This window comes from Pedobacter sp. KLB.chiD (assembly GCF_047040275.1).
Taxonomy (GTDB): Bacteria; Bacteroidota; Bacteroidia; order Sphingobacteriales; family Sphingobacteriaceae; genus Pedobacter.
Genome location: NZ_CP178207.1, coordinates 2815703 through 2839738, shown reverse-complemented (window position 1 = coordinate 2839738; position 24036 = coordinate 2815703). Strand labels below are relative to the sequence as shown.

Here is a 24036-nt window from a genome sequence, read left to right as displayed (position 1 = left end):
ATTAGAGATTTTAGATTGGCCCATTATGTATGTTGGAGACCTAACTAGCCTCATTTAATTCTTTTGGGTCATTAGAATCAAACAAATTTATGATGAAATTTTTTGCACTATTATTTTTCGCGTTTATCCCGTATTTTCTTTTCTCACAAACCACTCAACCTAAAGACGATGCAGGCCAAATGGGTGGCACTTCCGGTTTTTTCGAAACTTATAATCCTGTCAACTTTCCTGCCGGGGCAGGTGGCTGGTGGCACTTGCTTGATGTGAGGCACAGCAACGTGAACAACAACTTCGCCATGCAGTTTGCAGGCAGTTTTTTTGATCAGAATCTTTGGTTTAGAAAGACGAATAACTTACCAAATGCAGAATGGTCGAGGGTAATTACCGAGACTAATGGTAATCTAAATGGAAAGTTATATATGCTTACCTCAGGTGGTCAGAATTTTTTTACCGGTCACCAGGCGGGGGGTACTTATAGCTACCCTGGTGGAATTTTTAAAGCCATAACCGATAACGCTAACGGGCAGAGCAATTTTTTTTATGAAGGTGTTACCGCCGGAATCACCAATTTTACGGTAAGGGCAGACGGACAAGGCTATTTAGCCGCAGGTTTGGGTATTGGTACACAAAATCCTGCCTATAAACTAACGGTTGCGGGCGGCGATATTAAAGCTTATGGTTATGATAATAATTCTGGCATTGCCATCGGAGCCGAAGCGTCTGAACGGCCACGCATTGGTTTCCATGTGTCTGATAATTCGAGGCGTTTTAAAATCGAAATGAATGGCATCAATACTCACTATGAACGCTTAGGTTTTTTTTCTATAAATGGTGGGCAAAGCCCCGAGCAGGAAGCTTTTTCGATAAATAAAAATGGCAATATCGGGATTGGCACGCCGCTTCCTGCCAGCAAACTTCATGTCGCAGGCGATGAATTTATCACCTTGGGCAGTTACGACGCCGGCAGCGGTGTAAAAGGCATCCAGTTTGCCGGTTACAGGGACGTTATTCCAAACTATTTCGGTGCTTCTATCGAAGCCGTTCCAGAGTGGCTTTGCTGTGGCGGTTATCCTTCAGGAGGGTATCCAGGGATTAAAAATATTGCCCTTAATTTTAATGTGCATCTGGATGCAGGTTTAGCAGATAGTAAAAGGACGGCGATGTCAATCAGATCAAACGGATATGTGGGTATAGGAACATCTAATCCTACAGAACTTTTTAACGTAAACGGAAATGTTCAGTTAGACCGCTTGCGTTTAGGTAATGCTAACTTTAGTGGCAATAGTCGTAATTCGATCAATTCCTTTAATACCGGGCAAGATCCTAACGTGCATACCGGATGGATTGCTGCAGATTTTGGCGGATCTGATAATGCATCAGACCGGCTGGTAATCGGAAGCGGTTTTGGGGGAAGAACAATCATTGGTACTCATAATTATAACTTAACCCAATGGGGTGGCGATCTGATCATCAACCCTACCGGAAGTAAAGTAGGCATCGGTACGTATGAACCCAAGGAAATGCTTTCCGTAAACGGGAAGATAGCGGCTACTGAAATCAGGGTAAATGGTGCTGGCGCACCTGATTATGTATTTGAAGAAGAATATGAACTTGCAACCTTGCCAGCGCTGGAAAGTTATATCAAATCAAATAAACACCTGCCCGAAGTTCCTTCTGCAAAAGAGCTTGAAAGGGATGGAATGGCTGTTGGAGAAATGAACAAATTGCTGTTGAAAAAGATAGAGGAACTTACTATTCATGTAATTGATATGAATAAGCGGATGGAAAAATTAGAGGCAGAGAACCTAAAACTAAAAAATAATGGAAATTAAACGCTTCACATTTATTGCGCTGTACTTTTTCTATGCGGTTGTTTCTGCAAATGGACAAGCGGTAAACATGGCTAACGATCAATACCACTTATATGGCCCTAATTCTGTCTGGGGTCAATATTTGCAGGTAGGGGGTAATGGACAGGTAACCAATCATGCCTTTGTGGCCGTAACAAACGGGAATCTGCATCTTGATTCAAAAGTCGGTTTTGGTACCTATATCAACTACTATAATCAGGGCAATACTTTTATCAACCCACAGGGAGGTAATGTGGGCATTGGTACTACTTTCCCTGCCACCAAATTAGAAGTAATGCAGGCTACAAGCGGTTGGACGATGAATAGCCGGGTTAATGCAGTAACAGCAGGGGAAATAAATGGATTAAAATTCTATTCTGGTTATATCGGTGAAGATAAATGGGCAGGTATTGCCAGTATTTCAGAAAGCTTGCACAGCAATAAAACCGGCCTGGCCTTATTTTCAGGTATGACAGAGCGTTTAAGGATTTCGGGAGATGGCAATGTGGGGATTGGTACCATTGCCCCAAGGGCTTTTTTTGATGTGGCCAATTATCAGGGAGGAGGAAGCCTGGGTTCCGTATTTTCCAGGTTGCCTGAAGGTGATGGAAATGGGGAGGGAACTTATCTGGGCGTAAAGGCCTACGGTACTCAGCCAGCTGATTACGAAGGAAAGACATTCTCACTAGAGCACAGTTTTTATGGGCGTACAAATAATTCAATTAATTTTTACAGGGGCACTGGTGTAACTGGTGGTTTTATCACCTTTAGCACGAATGATAATATCGAACAGATGCGGATCGATCCCTGGGGTAAGGTCGGAATTGGTCTTAAAAATCCGACTGAAATGCTTAGTGTTAATGGAAGAATAAAGGCGAAAGAAGTAAGAGTGGATGGTACAGGCGCACCGGATTATGTATTTGAAGAAAATTACCAAAATTTAACCTTGCCGGCGCTGGAAAGTTATATCAAAGCAAATAAACACCTGCCTGAGGTGCCTTCTGCAAAAGAGCTTGAAAGGGATGGAATGGCTGTTGGAGAAATGAACAAATTGCTGTTGAAAAAGATAGAGGAACTTACGCTGCATTTAATAGAAAAAGATAAGCAGTATAACGGCCTTTTGGGTAATGTGAAAAAACAGGATGAGCGTATTCGTTTACTGGAGAAAAGGTTGCGTAAGCTGTAAATGGCCGCCAAAGATAGTAAGAATGGAAAGAAAAAACTGGATTTTCTTATTTTCGATATTTGTTTGCTTAAGCCTTCACGCACAGCAACGGCCACAATATAGTCAATACCTTTTAAATAGTTACCTCCTAAACCCCGCTTTAAGCGGTATCGAAAATTATACGGATGTAAAAATAGGTTACAGGCACCAATGGGCAGGACTTCAGGAGTCGCCAAGAACAGCCTTTGTATCTGCGCATTGGGCTTTAGGTAATGAATATTTATGGTCAAATGCCTTATCTTTCGAAAATAATGGAAACGATCCACGTTCCAGAAGTTATACGCAAAACTATACGGCTTCGCCGGCGCACCATGGGCTAGGTTTTGTAGCGGTGTCTGACCACGCCGGTCAGCTCGCTAACACTACCTTTGACGTCAGTTATGCCTACCACCTGCAATTAAATAATCAATTAAACCTTTCTGTAGGGATAGCCGGAGGGATTAACCGGGCAGCAATCGATATTAATGCCCTTTTGCTCGAAAACCCTAATGATCCTGCATTAAACAACGCAGCTGATGTAAGGATTTTACCTGATCTATCGGCAGGCTTATGGTTATATGGCGCTAATTTTTTTTCCGGACTTTCAGTTCAGCAGGTTTTGCCGCAAAAGCTAAACTTCTCCGGTGATGAACGATACCAAAAAGGTAAACAAGTGCCGCACACTTTTCTACATACAGGTTATAAATTTTATCTGGTCGAAGACCTGAATATTACACCATCTGTTTTGGTGAAATATGTTCCTAACGTTCCATTTTCATTTGATTTAAACGTAAAAATGGGTTTTAAAGACAGGATCTGGATTGGTGCAGGTTATCGAAAACAGGATGCCTTGAATTTGATGGCGGGCTTCAATATCAGTCACCTGATTAACCTTAGCTATAGTTATGATGTAACCACATCCACGCTTAATCAGGCTAGTAAAGGAAGTCATGAAATTGTATTGGGTTTATTGCTTAATAATGTTTACAAAGTGGTTTGTCCACAAAGACGGTGGTAACTTATCTGATCAGTGTAATTGATCCGGTAAAGCGTACCTCTTTATTAAAGACATCTGTTCCATTTAATATATAATAATAAGCTCCTACCGGTACAGGCTTGTTATGCCATGTACCATCCCATGAGTCGAAAATATTCGTGCTAAAAAAGACCTGATCTCCGTAGCGGTTAAAGATTTTAAAACTGGATCTTTTTAAATTGCTGACGTTAACATTCAACAGGTCATTAATGCCATCCCCGTTTGGAGAAAAAGAGTTAGGGATTTGCAGCGTACTACCATCCAGTATCATCAGATTATTAAGCGCATATATATCCACACAGCCATTATTGGTAAAAGCCTTGAGGGTTACCGTATAAGTTCCCTTTTTTTGGTAAACGTGTGTCGGCTGGTAGTCGGTAGAAGTTTCGTTGTCTCCAAAATTCCATTCAAAATAATCTGCATCACGCGAATGGTTTAAAAAGGTGATGGGAACCGGGGCTGAAAACTTACCCGGTACCACAGGATCTGTCTGGAAACTTGCTACAGGATTTTTTACAATACCAGGAATATTGATGGTGGCCGTTTCGCTATAGCAATTGCCTACTTTTACCGTCACCATATAATTACCGGCGTGGGCAACATTTTTTATTTGTACACTGATTGCTGCGGTTGAATCGCTAAAATTGGCCGGCCCTGTCCATTGATATGTTGCACCTGATACCTCTGGTATCCGTAATTCCATTGTTCCACCAAGACAAAAATTTGTGGCATTGGCAGAGATAACTGGTTTGTCAGGTTTTGAAGCTACATAAAAAGTGTAACTGCTTACGGTACGGCATCCTCTCGCTGAAAAGGTTTCGAGTACTACCGTTTTGGTGCCAGCGGTAGAGTAGCTAATTTCGAAGGGGCCGGACGTAGTGGCATTAGTTATGCTCGCACCTTCGCCAAAACTCCATTTTAAACTACTATAGTTACTGGGTTTTGCCGAAAATATAAATTTCTGTGTGCTTAAACAGGCGTCTTCCGTTTTTACTTCGATGTCCGATTTCGGTCCTGCAAACTCCCCGTCACCATTAAATGCAAGTGTAAAACCATTATTTTTGTTTGAAAAATTATCAACCAGCAATGCGTATTGATGTCCTTCTACCATATCAATAGCCTTTACAAAACCATCTTGGCTTATATTGCAGCCTCCTTGCTCTGTAAGATCCAGAGAACTGTTGTTTGCACCGGTAATGTAATATCTTGGAGTGCAGTCAACGCCACTGCCAGCTGCACACCGGATTGAATTTGCAGATGAGGGCGCGGAAGCTGCAGTGGCCGGTCCCAGGTCAAACAGTACCCAATCTATATCATCAGTAACTGCTGTTGGCGTAATTGTAAAGCCTAGCGTACCACTAGTGGCGGCTATCCAGGTGTACCAGGCGCTGTTCGATTCAACGCTTAAACAAGTTCCATAGGCTTCGCGATTATTAAGTCCCGCGCCGCTCACCTGAAGCTCTGTAAAACTGTCTTTATTGCATAAAAGCGATGCCGACGAGAAATCCTGTCCGGGTTTGTTTGGTGGGTTATAGCTATTTACACAGAGTTTAAAACTACCAGTGGCATTATTTTCAGCACTGATACGGATGTAATAGACTTCACCGATAATCAGTCCGCCTTTATATGCAGTAGTCAGGTTATTTTCAGCAGCCATAGCACCAATTTGCTCGGAAAGGATATTGTCTTTATAGGTATAGAATGCAATAAGGGGGCTAAGCAGCGTATTGCTATTACTTATAGCCTGTCCGGTCACCGTAGCGGTAACATCAGTGCCTATGGCTGTAAACCTAAGCCAGACATCGTTTCCTTCACTGTTCCAAAAGCTTCCCTTTGTATATCCACTAGCAGTAGCATTGATACTGGTATAAGCGGCATCGCCCGAACAATACGCCGTAACATTTTTAAGCGTGATTGCCGTTTTGATGTCATCATTCACAGGAACCTGCGCTTGTGCTTGAATAAAAACAAACGAAAGCATAAATATCAGTATCCGCCTTAACATAATATATAGCGCGTTAAGCCATAAAAATATGGATAATTACAATGGTGAAAGCATCGAAAATGAGGAAATTTTACGGGTAAATGAGATTTTTTAATTGCTTATTTACAAAGGTGCTTTTTTGTTTGACGAATCACCATAAATCTGTGATGAATCTGCTGTTTCTGCATTATATACAGTTATAAGTTATTTGTGACAAATTACAGCTTCTGTGATGTATATTTGTTCTCCTGTTTTTTGTCGGCAGGAAGGGCTTAAAGCCGGGTGATGAAGTTTTGTTATACCGCTATCGATTTGATGGGCGATAAACCGATTGAAGATATACTAAAACCTGAATTTTATTGATAAACAATCCTGTGATGCTCCTAAATGGTATAACACTTACTTAATTCTTATTTCCCCTTATTTTCGATACGCCACAATATCCAGTTTTTATTGGAGCGGACCGGATTTAGCAAAACTCCCTTTGAAACCAGTGTTTGTATCATATTGGCATTTAATAGTCCAAACGAATCGTAAGGACTGTCTTTTTTGGTAGCTAATATGTAGGATACATGTTTTGCCGGCCGGGCAAGTGCAGCCAAGAAACTATTCTCACCCGGTGTGAGAAACATTTCTGCAGATCCTGTCAATGCAATCATCCGATATGCATTGGCATCATCTGCAAGTATGACTTCGTCAGATTTGATCTTTTTGATGTAGCTGGTTATTTTTTCGGTATCATCTCTTTCTATCGGTTTTCCCATCAGTAGAGATACCAATGCATGCTGGAATTTTTTCTCTTCAGGTATATGGCTCGAATTTATGGCGAAATATGCGGTAACTAGCTGTACGATAATAATGGAGAGATAAAAATATTTACTGAATTTCAATTTTCTGATATCTTTCGCGTTAGCTATAACTGCCCAGGAAAGGCAAATAAAGGCAGCATAAAAGTGACTTAGTATAAAAACATTAGGATATTTTATTTTTAAAAATTCCATAAAGAAGAAAAGGGAAAAAACCACAAAGATGTTACGGCTAATGCTCTTGAAAATGCCGAGACAGAATACGATAAGAGGGGCAAATAGCAATATCCTTACCGTTGTTAAAAAATGCCACTCCGGAAGTATGCGTCCCAGTTTGTTGTCTGTTAAATTAAGGAGGTTATCTGTTTGATCGGTAATAGCAGTATAATTTGCGTAAGGACTATTTAAGTAATAATCTGCATCTCCGGTGTAAGCCTGGTTCAATATCCTGAAAATCAACATCGCGGTTATCGGAAGCGCAAAGATGATAAGATAGATAGCCAAAGTTTTATTAACTAGCTTACGTCTTATCGATATGGTATTAAATGCGATTGCGATTTTGTTCATGAGGTCGTTGTTTGCAATGGTCATGGATTGAAGCGCTACAAAAAAAATAATAGGAAAAATGAACAGTATCAGCCAGATAAACTTGAATGAACAGAAAATAAGCAATGTAAAATAGATACTGGCAACTGAAATATGGTAAGACGTATTGTTGCGAAAATACCTGAAAATGCTGATTACAAAAAGATAAAAAAAGATGAGCACCATGTACGAACTTTTTCCTGATACAGCGAAAAAAATAAATGCCGGATGGAACATGAAGGTAATGAGTATACCCAAAGACAACCAGTTTCGGTAATGCTGCGTTCTGATTGAAAATGTAATGATGTAGAATAATGCAGAAGTACCTAAGGTTGAGGCGATAACCGAAGAAAACCTGATATCCAGAAAAGAGAAAAGCCAGGAGAGGATGAAAGGCAGCTGCGGGAAAGTAAGCCCGGCAATTTTGATTTCATCTATATTACCCTCTCGCAGCAGCGCAGATTTTTCTGTAAAAAAAAGCGCTTCATTACTATGTACTCCTCCCGTATAAAGAATGTAAGCGATATAAATATAATATCCAAACAATGAAAACGATATCAGGATTAGGGATTTATTTAATTGTGAACTGTTCATCTGTTATCCAATTTTTTTGTCCCGTTTTGTTTGTAACTTGCTTAATCCATGAGTTGTTTTTTCCCAGTAAAAAGGTTTGGTAATGAGTTGCCACAGGCCTTTATAAGCAGCTATGGAATGCATTAACCAGTAAAATGGGTTAAGAACAGAGAATAAAATAAGTTCATAATATCGTCGCTTGAACACAGCGATCATATTCACGTATATAATGAGTATGTTGCCTATTGCCAGGTTGAACATCGAAATATAAAGTACCCAATCGGGAAATATAGTACGGATATCCTCGAGATCGAAGATGAGGTAGCAGATAAAAATCAACAGCAGAAGCGGGTAGATCAGGAAGGTAATAGGTGTTGCGCCTATAAAAAAATTAAATCCCAAAAAACCGCTCCAACCTATTTTTTCTATCAGTTTTGAAGGGTTGCGCATATGTACCAGATAGGTTTGCATATAACCCTTTATCCATCGCGAACGTTGCCTGATCCAGTTAAAAGGTTCATTGTTGGCTTCCTCATAAGTGGTAGAGTTTACCAATGCAACCTTATAGCCTTTTGCAAAAGCCCTTATGCCAAGGTCTGCATCTTCGGTCACGTTAAAAGGGTCCCAGCCACCCAGTTCCATCAGCTTTTCAAACTTAAAATGATTACTGGTACCACCTAATGGAACGGGAATGTCGAGGCTGCTTAGGCCGGGCAGCATGTAATCGAACCAGTACGAATATTCGAGGGTAAACATCCTCGTAAGAAAATTTTCATTCCTGTTAAAATAATTCAGTGCACATTGTATACAGATGTAGTTTTTGGGAAGCTTGCCGAACATCACCACCACCTTTTTGAGCTGGTCATGGTCTGGTACATCTTCAGCATCATATATCGTAAGGTATTCACCACGCGAAAAATAAAGACCATAGTTGCAAGCTTTAGGTTTTGTTTTTGGCATGTGGAAAGGAACCACAACCACTTCGAAAATAGCCGGAAAATCAAGATCTCTTACGGCATTTAATGTTTTTTCATCATCTTCTTCGATTAGCAGTTTAATGTCAAGCTTTTCTCTGGGGTAATCCAACGATTGCAGGTTCCAGATCAGTTTTTTGATCAGTTTATCCTCTCTGTAAACAGGCAACTGAATGGTGAAAACGGGCAATTCTGCCTGTTTTACCTCCTTAAGTTCTTTTTTGCTCACTGCTTGAAAAAGTTCTAGCTTTGAGCCGGTAAGTGCAAGAAACAGCTTAAAGCTAATAGACACTAAGAAAAAGCCGCTCATTAACATGTTAATGATGATCGTAGTGTTTGTAAAACTAAGAAAGAGAGCAACTGTAACCAGCGTAATAACTGAAAAAATGATAATGAGCTGAGTTTGGGTAAAGGTAACCATTGCTGAGCTTTTCGGATCTCTGTTGAGCAATTCGAATACCGCTTTTTTTACATAGTTTGTACCCAGTAGTTTATGCCCTAGCCAAAGAATATCCAGATCGGAGGTAAGCAGGACTTTTACAGGACAACCGTATTTTTCTTCCATCAAAAGAAAATCTGCCGTTGCAGTAGGATCGGCGACTGCAACGACCAGATGGCCATCTTCTATACGCAATGGCAGAATCAGGTCGCGGTCAACCCTTTTAAGATCCATCGGCATTATTACCTGGAGGTCGGTATCTTCTAACCGAAGGTCTTTAAAGTCGTAACCCTCCTGCCTCAGGCATTTTTGGTAATCCTTCCGGCTGATGTACCCAAAATTAAGCAGAATTTTTACCAGCGATAGTCCGCTGGTTTCATTAAACGAAGCAATCCGCACCACATCATCCTGCGTAATATAACCCTGAGCAGAGAGTATTTCTATAATATAAGGCCCTTGTTTCCTGCTCATGCTAAAAGCGTATAATTCCGGTCAAGGCAACACCCTGGCCAATGCCCGAGTTCCTGTTGAGTATATCGTGAAAAAGGCCTGCAAATATCCAGTTATCACCAGTAATGCGCTGCCCAAAACTGATGTTGGCTTTTATAAAAGTGAATTCGGTGTTAGTGGCAGGATTTTCGGGATTAAACAGATTCGATCTTAACGAACTGATCCCGTTGATCTCACCCATAACCTGATTATTTTTGCCCAGATGCAAGCCTGATGTGGCGATGTAGCTCACTTGCCCCACATTACCGAACCTATTACCAAAATATTGCCTGTAACCTGCCTCAACATTAAAATAAGCTGCAGGTATGCTCCCGCTAAATAGCAATTTAAGTTCCGAACCGAACTGGCCATAACCAGTGCTGGGGTTACCATTTTTTCCATACAGCGGAATTGCCGCCAGCGCCTGTGCCGACAGAAAGTATTTTTTTTGGTTAAATTCCAGCAGGTTATATTTAAAACCTATTTCTACATCCGAAAGTGCGGTATTGCTGTTTCGCTGTACATTATCTTTAAACTGTGCAGCAGTCAAGGGAAGTTTTGCAACCAGATCGAGGTGATCGGTAATGCCATATTCCATATAAAGCTGCATCGTAAAGGAGCTATATTTTCCGTTATTGGCATAATCGTACTTCTGCCCTTTAAGATCCCGGTACTGGTTGGCCACAAAATAACTTAGGTATGGGGCAAGCAGCGCTTTGCCTTTCCGCATTGGAAAACCACTTGCTATAGCATATTGTACCATGAAAAACGGGATAATGGTTGCGAAAATAAATTTTATGGCTTTGATATTCATGGCAATAGGTTATTGGGTTACAATTTTTTGTGACTTGTTTACCTTTGAACGGACATATAGGTAGGCAAGGAAAATGAGGAACAGTACGCCTGCAAGTAAAAGTAATTTGTATTTAAGCCAAAGTGTTTGCCAGTGGCCAGTGCCGTCACCCTGGTAAACAACATTGTTACTGTTTCTTTCGAGGTTGAAGATGAGATGGCTATCTTTACTGTTGATCATTGTGTTTCCGGAAAGCAGGTTTAATTGTTCATTTAAATCCAGAATGCTATTTGCTAATAGCACAGCGGAGGCATGATCTGGCAATGCGGTAACTGAAAGTACCAAAGGATAATCCCGATCCTTGAATATCTGCGAAATGGATGCAGCTTCAGGTGACGAAAGTTTGTAGATCGCTTCACCGGGCTGCTCGTCATATATGGTGAAATCAGTTTTATACTGCAATGGCATCTCCTTAAAATTGCTGAGCAACCGATCCTGCCTGTCGGTGATCAATACAATGTTGTGTCCTTTATACTTAGCCGCATTGTTGCTGAAATCAATAACAGGGCGGTATACAATCTCATTACTAGGGTGATCGTTTAATTGGTAGGCTAACTCACAAATTGCTTTTACGGCGTAAGAAAGCATATTTTTTGCAACCAAAATTGCTGTTCCCTGTTGAAAAACATCAGGATAACTGTAAAAACTGACCTGCTTTTCCTCCAGGTTATCAGCCACCTCTATAAACGATTTTGAAGCATCAACCTGTCCGATAAAATGTTGAAAATTACCCTTACATAATCCATTGGCAGGGTAAAAAACAAATTCTGTTCTGAGTATATTAAATTTTTTGATCTGGTAGCGGTTAGCTGCTGCACTTACCTGTAATGTGCCAGATTCATTTAACTGTCTGCTGGTAAGCAATATATCATTTAAATAAACATTAAAATAACCCCTGTCTCGTTGCTCAATGCCAGAAAACCTGATTTCAAACTGACAGTTTAATGCTGCAGGAAGTGCACTGAATACCGATGTTTTAAATCGGTAATCATGACTTAAGCTTCCTGACCCTGTCATTAGATTGTTATTCTGTTCAAGATCTGAGAGATTCAGCCTGCTTTTTTTCTCCAATTGCTTATAACCTGCTCTGTCAACTTTTAATATATCCTGAAAGCTACTGCCCAAAATCCCCGGGGTTAACAGTGCGTCAGTAGCTTTGCTCATTCCGGCAACATCTGCTGCAGTTACAAACAGGATCTGCCTGAGTAATCCAAACTTTGTAGTATCGGGTTCTTTGTTCAGATAAAGAATGCCCTGGCCCTTTTTCGGGGCAATATTTAATTTGGAGCCAAATTTTGGCTTGAGCTTATGCATTAGCCCGATAGCGATAAAATTATCCAGCCCTTGTGGCATCTGAGAAACCGGATAAAGATCTACCCGGTCTGTACCACTCCTTAACAGTTTGGCATAGGTTAATGCAACCGTCTGTAGTTCAGAAGCCGAAATATCATTAGGATAAACAATCGCTTTTTTACTAAAAAGAGCATTGGAAAGATTTACGCTGGAAGGCCCATATTGCTTGTTCTTTGCCCAATATATAGTGGAGCTTGGCAAAATATTTACCCATAAACCAGCATGGTTATCATCCTGGCAGATATCATCCCCAATCATCAGCTGTGATTTGACGGTAATTTTTAAAAAATCAGAAGTGCTGTTATTGCTTTTACGTATGGGTACCACAAGCCTGTTGATGCTATCTGTTTGAAAATTGCTGCTCATGGCCGGCATATCATTGACCAGTATATGGATAAATGATCTTGCTGTATTCAATATCTTTGACGCCTGGAAATGGATGATTAGGGTACTTTTATCCATCTGTTGGCTCGGAAGTATGCGTATATAATAAATAAATTGTCCTTCAGTACCTCTGATCAGCTGGGATTGATATCCGTAAGATTCGAAAGATTTCTGTGCGAAACCTGGTATATAGCAAATAAAAAGTGCGAAAACGATCAGTAATTTTTTCATCTGGATAAAAATTTGAAAAGTATTATAGGTTAAAAGCCAGTACGTAACCGTTATGGGTTTGGTTTTTGTGGTAAATGAGTTCTCCCCCCATTTTTTCAGCGAGCAGTTTCCCAATGTAAAAACCAGGGCCAAGCCCCTTATGAAGGCTTTGTGCCGTTACTATTGCAGATTCCCATTCGTTTGCCACACTATCTGCTGCTATGCCAGGAGGGATACAGTTGACGATAAGATAAATCCTGTTATTACGCTCCTTCATCCGGCAATCAATAATTTCGTTATGGTTGCAGAACTTAAAACAGTTTGCAAAGAGGTTAAAAAGAATCTGATCGGTATAAAGCTGGTCCAACTGAACTGTTGGCCATTGTTTTTGCGGATCTATACTAAAGTTTATGTCAGGATACCCAAAACTATTGATCAAACAATTGGCTACCGCCCGGGCACTGGCAAGAAGATTGACTTTTTTTAAAGATAGTGCAATATCACTTGATAGTGCCGAATGGTCAGCAGGGAAAAGTTCCGCAAGCTGTTTCAGCCTGAGTATATTTTCGTTGATGATTTCGATGTGATGCAGGCGATGATGCTCATGGGCGAAATCCCTCATGGCATTGGCCGATATATTGATCGAACGGACAAAACTCAGGATATCTTCACGTACAAAGGCCATAAAGCTGTCCTGTTGCATGACCAGGCCGGTTAACCTGGAGTTTGATATTTCTACCTGCTGGTTTTTCTCTATCAGTTCCTCATGAAGCAAATTAAGTTGAGCTGTAGTTTGCTTTACACGCAGATTATTCAAAGTGTTTTTCCTGATAATATCATACCTGGCCATCGGGATAAAGCTGGAAAAAAAAAGAATCACGATAAACAGTCCGGCGCCCTGAGTAATGTATGTTTCTATACTAACAGTATTCAGCAGGTGGTATCCCAGAGCCATAAATAAGAGTGTAGTAAAAAAATGGACGAAGGAATTTATAGGATTCCAAAAAACAATCAGGTTGAAAAGCATTGCTAAACTCGCAAAAGCCGTGAAAAATACAGGAGCAATATCGAACGTTACGATATTGCAGATGATGGAAGCATTAAGTGATATCAGGAGAAATGTGGTATGCAAGGCAAAATCTTTGGATTTTCCGAGCCTGACGGAAATGTCGTAAACCGCATATATTATTACGACAATGATTATTTTAGTGAGGAAAAGCGCCTGATAAATTGGGTAAGCGTATATATAATCAAGTATGGCCAATAATGGATATAAGAATATGACGGTCCAAATAATAATATTGGCGTAGTATTTCGATTTTTTTGTTAATTGCTTTTCATATACCGCATCACTGACGTAAACAGCGGCTGTGGTACCAGTTACAGTAGAGATATTCATAATGTCAGGGATGAATTTTAAACATAGTAAAAAAAAAGAATTGACACAAAAAAATTACGTAGTATTGCTTCTGATGGTTTTTGTGCAGTTCGGTTATGCACAAACATACCGTCTGTCTCAATGGCGCGCGGGCCAGTTAGGCCGTGGTATTAATGTATCCTGGCTCGAACAATACTGGAATCCCAAGGCATTATATCTTGATAAATTAACCGATGCCGATTTCCGGTTGATTACTGGCTTAGGAATTAAAACAATCCGTCTGCCTGTTGCTTTTCAGCAGTTCTATATACAGGGCAACGATTTGCAGAAAGCTAAACTGCTTTCTGATATTGATGCAGTGATTAAAAAAGCCATCCGATACCAGGTTCGATTGGTACTGGTAAACCATTATGGAAACCTCAGGGCAGAATATTTACCGTATGATACGCAACAACTGGCGGCACTTTGGACGTTTCTTGAAAAACGTTACCGAAAAATAAGTTGCAACAGCCTTTACTTTGAACTGTTGAACGAACCGGTAATAAGCGATCAGCAATGGCTCCCTGTTGCGCAGCAGCTGATCGCGGTTATTAGGAAGATGTCGCCGGATAGGACAATTATTGTAGGAGCCTCAAACTATAACAGCATGTATGAGTTAAGCAGGATTACCCCGTTACCATTTAAAAACATCATATATACCTTTCATTTTTACGAACCGTTTATATTTACCCACCAGGGAGCCGATTGGATTGGAAAACAGGTATCTACCACGGGTATCCCTTTTCCTTACCAGGATCGCCAAATGCCTCCTTTGGCCCCATCTGCAAAGGGTACGGCCGGAGAAGCAAATTATAAAAATTACCAAAATGAGGGAAAGGCCGGAGCGGTACACGATAAATTGCTGATCATTAAGCAATGGTCTACTACCCATCATGTACCGATATTATGTGGTGAGTATGGCGTATACCGAAAATATGCATCCAGGCAGAGCATATGCAATTATTTAACCGCTGTTAAAAACGAACTTGACCGGCTTTCTATTCCATGGATGGTGTGGGAATATGATGAAAATTTCTCGATTTTTACGGGTAAGCCAGATATGAAAACGTTGAGTCCCTGTATGATCGATCTGTTTAGGAAGTAAAGTTATGGTAGGAGCTAAAGTAAAAACGAGACAACCAGCCTAAAACTGATTTGTCTCGTTTTTGTGCTCCCGACGAGATTCGAACTCATATCGATGGTACCGGAAACCATAATTCTATCCATTGAACTACGGGAGCAGGGCTGCAAATATAGGATTTGAAAATTTATTTTTTTGGCATTTTTAATAAAAAAACACTTTTTCAACTGATCTTTTGCCAGGAAATTTTGGCAATCTCCCTAATCTGATGTTAACAAATAGTTAAATCATTGTCCAAACACTTCCTTGTATTGGCATTATACTGCTGTATTTTTAAAATAGGCTGCCTCGCCTGCTCATTTTAGAAGGCTTAGTCTGGCATTTTAGCGAAATAAAATGCACCTTTGCGAACCGTTAATTGAGGTTTAGTCATGTAATAAAATAAATAGCTGCGTATGGAAGAAATGGTTGTGGAAGAAATTCAGGAACTAATTGAAAAAGATAACGATAAAGCGTTAAAGCAATATCTGGATCAACTGAATATTTCGGATGTTGAAGAACTGATCGATGAACTTCCACAATATGCAGCCAAATTTATCGAAACCTTATCCCTTAACAGGGCCGTAAACGTATTCAGGATCCTGGATTTTCCTACACAGGAGCGTATTATTAAAAAACTTTCAGGCAATAAACTCAATCAGATCATCAAAGATCTGCCACCCGATGACCGTACGGCACTTTTTGGTGAGCTAAAAGGAGATGTGGTAAAAAAAATGATTACCCTGTTGCCGCCACAGGAACGAAATGAATCGCTTACCCTTTTAGGTTACAACGAATACAGTATCGGCCGGTTAATGACACCCGATTACATTGCCGTAAAACCTGAATGGTCTATCGCGAGGGTTCTTGCACACATCAGACGTTATGGAAAAAACTCCGAAACCATTGATGTTGTGTACGTAATCGATAAGGAAGGGGTACTGTTGGACGATATCAGGATCCGGGAGGTTTTACTCGCCGATCCTGAAGCCATTATCGGTGAGTTGACCGATAAACGTTTCATCGCCTTAAAAGCAAACGACCCTCAGGAAGATGCCATTAACATCTTCAGGATGAATAACCGCGTGGCTTTACCCGTGGTAGACGAAAATAATATTCTTTTAGGTATCGTTACGGTTGATGATATTTTGTGGATAGCCAACGAAGAATATACGGAAGATATGCACAAAATAGGGGGTACCGAGGCTTTGGACGAGCCTTACCTGGATATCCCGATCCTTAAACTGGTGAAAAAACGGGCCGGTTGGCTTATTGTGCTGTTTTTGGGCGAAATGTTAACTGCAACAGCCATGCAGCACTTCGAAATCGAACTCGAAAAGGCAGTGGTATTGTCTCTGTTTATTCCTTTGATTATGAGTAGTGGCGGTAATAGCGGTTCCCAGGCATCAACGTTGATTATTCAGGCTATGGCTCTTGGCGAAGTAACCATTGCTGAATGGTGGAGGGTAATGCGCCGCGAGCTTGTGTCGGGAGTATTACTGGGGATCATTTTAGGGACAATTGGTTTTGTCCGTATTGTAACCTGGCAAGAATTACACCTCTATAACTATGGTCCACATTGGTTATTAATTGCAACTACCATATTCTTTACCCTTGTAGGGATTGTATTATGGGGTAGTTTAATCGGTTCGATGATGCCAATTATTCTAAAAAAACTGAAACTCGATCCGGCAACGTCATCAGCACCATTTGTAGCTACTATGGTAGATGTAACCGGAATTGTAATCTATTTCAGTGTGGCCGTATTAATTTTAAAAGGCGTTTTACTTTAAATTTAGATCATGCATAAAAAAATTACCACACTCTTTACCGATATCGGGGGCGTTTTGCTAACCAATGGCTGGGATAGGCAGGCGAGAGGAGAGGCCTCAGTACTTTTTAACCTTGATTCCGTCGATCTCGAAGAACGCCATCATCTTACTTTCGATACCTACGAAGTGGGTAAATTAACGCTTGATGAATACCTGGAACGTATCGTTTTCTTCAAAGAACGCCAATTTACTTACGATGATTTTAAAGAATTTATGTTCAAAAAATCACTTCCTTATCCGGAGATGATTCAATTGATCTGCGATTTAAAAAAGAAGTACAACTTAAAGGTAGCGGTAATCAGCAACGAAGGCAGGGAACTCAACCAATACCGCATCAATACTTTTAAACTAAATGAGTTTGTTGATTTTTTTGTATCATCAAGTTTCGTGCACTTCCGTAAACCAGATGCTGATATCTTTAAAGTAGCGATCGACATTTCGCAAAGCGACGTAGAAACGAGCCTATATATCGATGATCGGATGCTTTTTGTTCAGGTTGCCGAAGGCCTGGGATTAAAAGGTATTCATCACACCGGTTACGAAGATACCAAAGCGCAATTGGCCGCTTATGGGTTAGAGGTTTAATATACTCCTCATCTTGACTAAAACGCCTGTACAGGTAGGGAGAGCTCTGTTTCCCGGATTTTAAGGGATTGATACGTTTCGTCAACTATGCAGTAAAACTATTTGCTGCTTAGGAAAGTATAGCTATTTAAGCATCGTGAAATTAAAATCGCAAAATATTGTTTTAACCTGTGTTTTTGTTGCTCAAAGTAATGGGTCGACTTTATTTGTCTGATTTGTTTCCATTAAGAAGTATAAGTTCATTTTAGCTTACCGGTTTAAGTGGCAGAACGGCTGCTAAAAGGTAAAAAGAAAGTGCTTTGTTCAATGATCTGTGTTTATCCATAGGCGTTTGTGGTTAATTTATGAAATTCGCCAGCTGCGCCTAACAGCGAAACTTCCACGGTGTTTTCAGAGCTTCCGTGGCAAAACCTTCCGTGGCGATGCATTACAAATAAAAAAGCCACTCCAGAGAATGGCTTTTAAGTTTTTTAATTCCCTTCAGGGGATTGGGGTAAGGGATTTAAACATTAAATCTGAAGTGCATAATATCGCCATCTTCTACCACATAGGTTTTTCCTTCTACACCCAATTTTCCGGCATCTTTACAGGCATTTTCAGAACCCAAGGTTACAAAATCGTTATACTTGATCACCTCTGCGCGGATAAATCCTTTTTCAAAATCGGTGTGGATTACGCCGGCAGCCTGTGGCGCTGTAAAACCTTTTGTAATGGTCCAGGCCCTAACCTCCTGCACACCTGCAGTGAAATAGGTATACAGGTTTAATAATTTATAAGCCGCACGAATCAGTTTATTTACGCCCGATTCAGTTAACCCCAAATCGGCCAAAAATTCCTGGCGCTCTTCGTAACTGTCCAGTTCGGCAATTTCCGATTCAATTTTAGCAGAGATCACTAAAACTTCCGCATTTTCATCAGCAACGTTTGCTCTAACCAGGTCAACATATTTATTTCCGGTAACTACCGATGCTTCGTCCACATTACAAACATACATCACCGGTTTTTGGGTGAGCAGGCCTAAATCCTGAATGAACTCAAAATCTTCTGGCGCCAATGGTGCCGTACGGATTGATTTACCGCTTTCCAAATGAGATTTAACCACCGTCAAGATTTCATAAGTACGTTTGGCATCTTTATCGCCACCTGTTTTAGCCATTTTCTCCACTTTTTGAATACGTTTGTCAACGGTATCCAAATCTTTAAGCTGAAGTTCAGTATCAATAATTTCACGATCACGGATCGGATCAACAGAACCATCCACATGGATTACGTTCCCATCATCAAAACAACGTAAAACGTGAATAATGGCATTGGTTGCCCGGATATTTCCTAAAAACTGGTTTCCCAAACCTTCACCTTTTGATGCGCCTTTTACCAATCCTGCAATATCTACAATCTCAATTGTATTGGGTTGTACTTTATTGGGTTTAACCAACTCGGCCAGTTTGGTTAAACGATCATCAGGTACCGTTATTACGCCAACGTTGGGCTCAATAGTACAGAAGGGAAAGTTTGCCGCCTGTGCTTTTGCATTTGATAAACAGTTAAAAAGAGTAGATTTTCCCACATTCGGTAAACCGACTATACCACATTGTAATGCCATTATTTTTTAGTCTTTATGTCTAGTTTTGGCTATTGGCTCATAGTTTTATGGTCAATAGCCGTTTGCTCATTTTGTAATCTTTTGTTTTGTTGCCTGGGCTATGATTGATCAAAGCATCAACCATTTTACCTTTTCCGCCTTCCGCCTTCCGCCTTCCGCCTTCCGCCTTCCGCCTTCCGCCTTAAATTCCGCGCAAAGATAAGCTTTTAAAACCTTTATTTAAACCCCTGCTCTTGTATCAAATCTATATTTTATCTAAGTTTAGCCCAAAATTTATACTAGAGATTAAATGGAAGATTTTGAAAAAGAAGTGCCCCAGGAAGTAAAATTGGTTGTTACCGAAGAAATGCGCAGCTATTTTTACGATATGAGTAAATGGGCAAGATTTTTATCGGTTGTAGGTTTTGTGATCTCTGCATTTTTAACCTTAAGCTCATTTGGCATAGGGGCAGCAATAACGGCAAATCCCGCAATGCTTAATCAGCTAGGGCCGTTAGCTGGTATCGGCGCAACAGGCATTACCATATTTTACCTGTTGTTGGCCTTACTCTTTTTTTACCCGAGTTTATTGTTAATGCGTTTTTCAGCGAAAGGGAAACAAGGTGTATTATTTGGCGATCAGGAAAATTTTAACGATGCCATCGCAAGTGTAAAATCACTGTTTAAATTTTGGGGAATACTCACCATTGTATTTTTGGTAAGCTATTTTCTGTTAATTCTTGCTATAGCGGTGAACAGTATAGGCATAAAATAAAACTATGCCATCAGCAATATAAAAAAGCCTCCTGATATTAAAAATCCGGAGGCTTTCTATTGAAATTATATTACTTAAAAAGTAAAATCGTCGCTTGTTCTGGTGCTATGTTCTCCATTTTCAGAATATTCATAGCGTTTTTCAACCACATCCTGATGAGTTTTGATGTAATCAACAGTTTCATTTAGCCCTTCTGCAAATTTTTCGAAATCTTCTTTATATAAAAAGATTTTATGTTTTACAAACACACCGTCTTCTAATCTTTTCTTGCTCTCGGTAACTGTTAAATAGTAATCACCCGATCTTGTAGCCTTCACGTCGAAGAAATAAGTTCTCTTGCCTGCTCTTACTTTCTTTGAAAAAACTTCTTCTCTTTCCTTGTTGTCGAATTCTCCCATGGTTGGTATTGATGTTGGTTTTTGGTTTCGGTAAATATAAAGCAAATATTTAAAGTTCAAAATACAATTTTAATACAATTTAAATCGTACGCGTTTCCTCCTCCAAAAGTTGGTTGTTATAAAGCTCCGTATAACTCCCGTTTAGCCTAAGTAATTCATTGTGTGTGCCTTGTTCAATGATTTTGCCGTTATCCAGTACCAGAATCTTGTCTGCATTTTTAATGGTCGAAATCCTATGGGCGATTAAAATACTGGTTTTTCCCGCCATAATTTTACCCAGGTTTTGTAGTATTTCTTCCTCTGTTTTCGTATCAACAGCCGAAAGGCAGTCATCGAAAATTAAAATCTTAGGCGATTTAATCAGCGCTCTTGCAATAGAAACGCGCTGTTTTTGCCCTCCGGAAAGGGTTATTCCACGCTCACCCAGCATCGTCTCAAATTTTTCTTCGAAATCGATAATGTTGTTATAAACCGAAGCATTTTTTGCGGCTGCATGTACTGCTTCATCCGTAACCTCGTCTAAACCAAAAGCGATATTGTTTTTTATGGTATCTGAAAAGAGAAAAACTTCCTGAGGTACAAAGCCTACCTGGCTGCGGTAATCCTTAAGATTTAATGCTTTTATATTCTTTCCATCGATGTTTATTGCACCATTTTCTACGTCATACATCCGCATGATCAGATTTGCCAAAGTAGATTTTCCCGATCCCGTTTTTCCGATAATGGCTACAAATTCGCCACTATTAACTTCAAAACTTACATTCTTCAAAGCTTCAATGCCTGTATCGGGATAGGTAAAACTCACCTGATCGAATTTGATATTACCGCTTAATTCGATCTCTGCAGCTTCGGTTGATTGGATGTCTGACGGGATGTCTAAAAACTCATTGATTCTTTTTTGCGATGCTGCAGCCCGCTGGATTAAAGAAGTAACCCAGCCCAGCATGGTTACGGGAAAGGTTAATTGGTTAATATAAATAATAAATTCGGCAATATTCCCTGCGGTAATGCTGCCGTTCATCACCTGGATCCCGCCTATATATATGGTTAAAATCGTACTCAATCCAATTAACAGCAGCATGGTAGGGTAAAATAAAGCCGATACTTTAACCAGGCTCATGGAGTCTTTTTTATAATCATTGCTCTGGATTTCGAACATGTTCCGGGTATAATCTTCACGAACATATGATTTAATAATCCTGATCCCGGAGAAACGCTCTTGTACAAAGCTGGAAAGATTTGATAGACGCTCCTGGATCTTCCCACTTTTTTTAAAAATCAGGGTGTTTACATAATAGATAATCACGACCAGAAAAGGTAGCGGCAACAAACAATAAATAGCCAGTTTGGAATTTACATCAAACATCGACCAGATAATGAGCACAGATAAAACAAAAGTGTTAATCGTATACATAATCGCCGGGCCAACATACATCCTTACCCGGTTCACATCCTCTGTTGCCCGGTTCATTAAATCGCCGGTGTTGTTTCGGCGGTAAAAACCTAAGCTCAGCTCCTGGTAGTGTTGGTAAATATCATTTTTCATATCGAACTCTATATGCCGCGACATTAATATAATGGTCTGGCGCATAAAGAAGAGAAACAGTCCCCTCAATAAATAAAGTGCAATAACCAGCAAACCAAAAAATAGCAGGTTGCTGCTAAATATATCGTAAATAATGGCCTGACGATCGAAACCGGCAAAAAGATTAAAGAGCTGAATGTTTTCGCTGATTAAGTCAACAGCATAGCCAATTACCTGTGCGGGTACCACGCCAAAAATATTAGAAATCACCACAAAAATACTTCCGGGTATAATCCACCATTTGTATTTGAGGAAGTATTTGTTTAATCGGCTCAGATGTTTCATATTGTACAAACTTAGATAAATTTGTTATTTCATTCTACTTATTTGTTTATTTGAATTGCGCTTTGAAAATTAATGACATGATGAGCGCAAATGCCATCCGTTGCCAGACTGTTTGTTTTTGGGAATGTGTGGTCCTGCTATCCGGTTATAGCCGGTTGCATGACCGGGCTTTACATTCGATCACCTGCACGTTGCAGGCGGGGGTGTTTACCGGAGGCAGTGTTTCCTGGTTTAATAACCCATGTGTTCGTGGTGTCGGATGTTTCCATCTCACACAGGTAGTTTCCTGCGGTTTGTACTTAAAGATAGTTTATTGAAGGCAGCATCGTCATCGTGCTGGCGATCTAAATTAATAAAGATGCAGCTGTGCGAAAGGCCTGTCTGGGGATGATAATGTACCAATAGATTTTACCAGTAGCAGGAATGATGCATCTTTTCTTCGGTTACAGATCTTTTGCGCACAAAGTGATGATAGGAATCGGATTGCAGCCATAACGAATAAATTTTGTCATAGTTTTCTTAAATACGTGTAATAATGGTTTTTTATTTTAATTTTGCAGCAGGTTAGCCGAACGTTCATATGCCAGCAAATTCTCCGTCAGATTCATCAATTTTAGATCAGTTAAGTGCCTATGGGCATAAAAAATTGGTTTTCTGTAATGATCCAGATACAGGTTTAAAAGCAATTATTGCTATACACGATACCACATTGGGGCCTGCTTTGGGCGGAACACGTATGTGGAGTTATAGTACCGAAGGCGAAGCATTGGAAGATGCATTGCGGTTGTCGCGGGGAATGACCTACAAAGCAGCCATAACGGGATTAAATCTGGGCGGTGGAAAAGGTGTTATTATCGGCGATTCCAGAAAAGACAAGACCGAAACTTTAATGCGTAGCTATGGCAGGTTTATCAAAAATCTGAATGGCGAATTTATTACCGCAGAAGAAATGGGTACCAATACCCGGGATATGGAATATATCCGCATGGAAACCAGTCATGTTACTGGTGTTCCCGAATCCATTGGTGGTGCAGGCAACCCTGCTCCTTTTACTGCACAGGGTGTTTATTTAGGCATTAAAGCCAGTGTTAAAGAGGTTTTTGGCACAGATATGCTCGCAGGAAGAACCATTGTTGTGCAAGGTATAGGCAATGTTGGCGAACACCTGGTAGCCCTGTTGAGAAAAGAAAATGCCGAAGTGCTGATCAGCGATATCAACCAGGAACAATTAACTTATGTTGCCCGGAAATATAAAGCAAAACCTATTGAGGCCGATAAAATTTTTACAACCGATGCCGATGTTTATGCCCCGTGCGCAATGGGTGCTACCGTTAATAACAAAACCATCGAAAAAATGAAATTTGCCATTATTGCAGGTTCAGCCAATAATCAGTTAAAAGATGAGGTTTCAGATAGCGAACTACTCTTGAAAAAAGGGATTTTATTTGCGCCTGATTACCTGATCAATGCCGGTGGATTAATTTCCTGCTATTCGGAGTTGACGGGTTTCGGCAAAAAACGCACCGTACAGCTTACCGAGAATATTTACGATGCCACGCGCAGTGTGATTAAATTAAGTAAAGCAGAAAAGATATCAACAAACATTGCTGCCAACCAGATTGCCGAGAAAAGGATTGCAGATATTAAAAAAATTAAATCGTCATATTAATCATAATTATTAAAACAGGTTTTAAATAACCGCACTCGTTCTTACATT

At 40.2% G+C, this 24036-nt stretch carries 17 protein-coding genes and 1 tRNA gene; 8 read left to right on the top strand and 10 right to left on the bottom strand.

Features of this window, described 5'->3' with window-relative positions; genetic code table 11:
* Nucleotides 1–89 precede the first annotated feature (89 nt).
* Genes ACK1I8_RS11685 through ACK1I8_RS11675 form a run of 3 tightly spaced genes read left to right on the top strand, consistent with a single transcriptional unit; the run spans nucleotide 90 to nucleotide 4072 of the window.
* On the top strand, nucleotides 90–1832 hold the full coding sequence (locus ACK1I8_RS11685) for a hypothetical protein (RefSeq protein WP_412465566.1): 1743 nt from the start codon (nucleotides 90–92) through the stop codon (nucleotides 1830–1832).
* Entirely contained in the window at nucleotides 1822–3036 is a 1215-nt protein-coding gene (locus ACK1I8_RS11680; protein ID WP_412465565.1) for a hypothetical protein, read from the top strand. Before ACK1I8_RS11685 ends, ACK1I8_RS11680 begins: the two co-directional genes overlap by 11 nt.
* Before the next feature lie 22 nt (nucleotides 3037–3058).
* On the top strand, nucleotides 3059–4072 hold the full coding sequence (locus ACK1I8_RS11675) for a type IX secretion system membrane protein PorP/SprF (protein ID WP_412465564.1): 1014 nt from the start codon (nucleotides 3059–3061) through the stop codon (nucleotides 4070–4072).
* Between the two features lies 1 nt (nucleotide 4073).
* On the opposite strand, the gene ACK1I8_RS11670 is transcribed toward ACK1I8_RS11675, so the two are convergent.
* The 6 genes from ACK1I8_RS11670 to ACK1I8_RS11645 form a co-directional block, all read right to left on the bottom strand.
* Nucleotides 4074–6095 (bottom strand): gliding motility-associated C-terminal domain-containing protein, encoded by a 2022-nt coding sequence (locus tag ACK1I8_RS11670; protein ID WP_412465563.1) that lies wholly within the window; start codon nucleotides 6093–6095, stop codon nucleotides 4074–4076.
* 389 nt (nucleotides 6096–6484) lie between these two features.
* Nucleotides 6485–8059, bottom strand: coding sequence for a hypothetical protein (locus ACK1I8_RS11665; protein WP_412465562.1), 1575 nt, complete (start codon nucleotides 8057–8059; stop codon nucleotides 6485–6487).
* A gap of 3 nt (nucleotides 8060–8062) precedes the next feature.
* The gene (locus ACK1I8_RS11660) at nucleotides 8063–9922 is read right to left on the bottom strand and encodes a glycosyltransferase family 2 protein (RefSeq protein ID WP_412465561.1); all 1860 of its coding nucleotides are present in this window, start codon (nucleotides 9920–9922) and stop codon (nucleotides 8063–8065) included.
* A 1-nt stretch (nucleotide 9923) separates the two neighbouring features.
* Complete coding sequence (locus ACK1I8_RS11655; protein ID WP_412465560.1) at nucleotides 9924–10754, bottom strand: hypothetical protein; 831 nt, start codon at nucleotides 10752–10754, stop codon at nucleotides 9924–9926.
* Between the two features lie 9 nt (nucleotides 10755–10763).
* On the bottom strand, nucleotides 10764–12761 hold the full coding sequence (locus tag ACK1I8_RS11650; protein WP_412465559.1) for a cellulose biosynthesis cyclic di-GMP-binding regulatory protein BcsB: 1998 nt from the start codon (nucleotides 12759–12761) through the stop codon (nucleotides 10764–10766).
* Nucleotides 12762–12783: 22 nt separating this feature from the next.
* Complete coding sequence (locus ACK1I8_RS11645; RefSeq protein WP_412465558.1) at nucleotides 12784–14139, bottom strand: hypothetical protein; 1356 nt, start codon at nucleotides 14137–14139, stop codon at nucleotides 12784–12786.
* 10 nt (nucleotides 14140–14149) lie between these two features.
* On the opposite strand from ACK1I8_RS11645, the gene ACK1I8_RS11640 reads away from it, so the two are divergent.
* A complete protein-coding gene (locus ACK1I8_RS11640; RefSeq protein ID WP_412465557.1) occupies nucleotides 14150–15262 on the top strand; it encodes a glycoside hydrolase family 5 protein in 1113 nt (370 codons plus the stop codon).
* Between the two features lie 64 nt (nucleotides 15263–15326).
* Here the strand turns inward: ACK1I8_RS11640 and ACK1I8_RS11635 are convergent.
* A tRNA-Arg gene (locus ACK1I8_RS11635) sits at nucleotides 15327–15398 on the bottom strand.
* A 295-nt stretch (nucleotides 15399–15693) separates the two neighbouring features.
* Between ACK1I8_RS11635 and mgtE the strand changes: the two genes are divergently transcribed.
* Nucleotides 15694–17070, top strand: a complete 1377-nt coding sequence (mgtE, locus tag ACK1I8_RS11630) for a magnesium transporter (RefSeq protein ID WP_412465556.1) — start codon at nucleotides 15694–15696, stop codon at nucleotides 17068–17070.
* Between the two features lie 9 nt (nucleotides 17071–17079).
* On the top strand, nucleotides 17080–17694 hold the full coding sequence (locus ACK1I8_RS11625; RefSeq protein WP_412465555.1) for an HAD hydrolase-like protein: 615 nt from the start codon (nucleotides 17080–17082) through the stop codon (nucleotides 17692–17694).
* Nucleotides 17695–18196: 502 nt separating this feature from the next.
* Here ACK1I8_RS11625 and ychF read toward each other — a convergent pair.
* Nucleotides 18197–19297 (bottom strand): redox-regulated ATPase YchF, encoded by a 1101-nt coding sequence (ychF, locus tag ACK1I8_RS11620; protein ID WP_293788578.1) that lies wholly within the window; start codon nucleotides 19295–19297, stop codon nucleotides 18197–18199.
* Between the two features lie 289 nt (nucleotides 19298–19586).
* Between ychF and ACK1I8_RS11615 the strand changes: the two genes are divergently transcribed.
* Nucleotides 19587–20051, top strand: a complete 465-nt coding sequence (locus ACK1I8_RS11615; protein WP_412465554.1) for a hypothetical protein — start codon at nucleotides 19587–19589, stop codon at nucleotides 20049–20051.
* Between the two features lie 74 nt (nucleotides 20052–20125).
* On the opposite strand, the gene ACK1I8_RS11610 is transcribed toward ACK1I8_RS11615, so the two are convergent.
* Nucleotides 20126–20449 carry a DUF3276 family protein gene (locus ACK1I8_RS11610; protein WP_113947092.1) on the bottom strand — a complete coding sequence of 108 codons (324 nt, stop codon included), beginning with the start codon at nucleotides 20447–20449 and terminating at the stop codon, nucleotides 20126–20128.
* Between the two features lie 79 nt (nucleotides 20450–20528).
* Complete coding sequence (locus tag ACK1I8_RS11605) at nucleotides 20529–22319, bottom strand: ABC transporter ATP-binding protein (protein ID WP_412465553.1); 1791 nt, start codon at nucleotides 22317–22319, stop codon at nucleotides 20529–20531.
* Between the two features lie 580 nt (nucleotides 22320–22899).
* On the opposite strand from ACK1I8_RS11605, the gene ACK1I8_RS11600 reads away from it, so the two are divergent.
* Nucleotides 22900–23988: a Glu/Leu/Phe/Val family dehydrogenase gene (locus ACK1I8_RS11600; RefSeq protein WP_412465552.1), complete on the top strand. Its 1089-nt coding sequence runs from the start codon at nucleotides 22900–22902 to the stop codon at nucleotides 23986–23988.
* Nucleotides 23989–24036 lie beyond the last annotated feature (48 nt).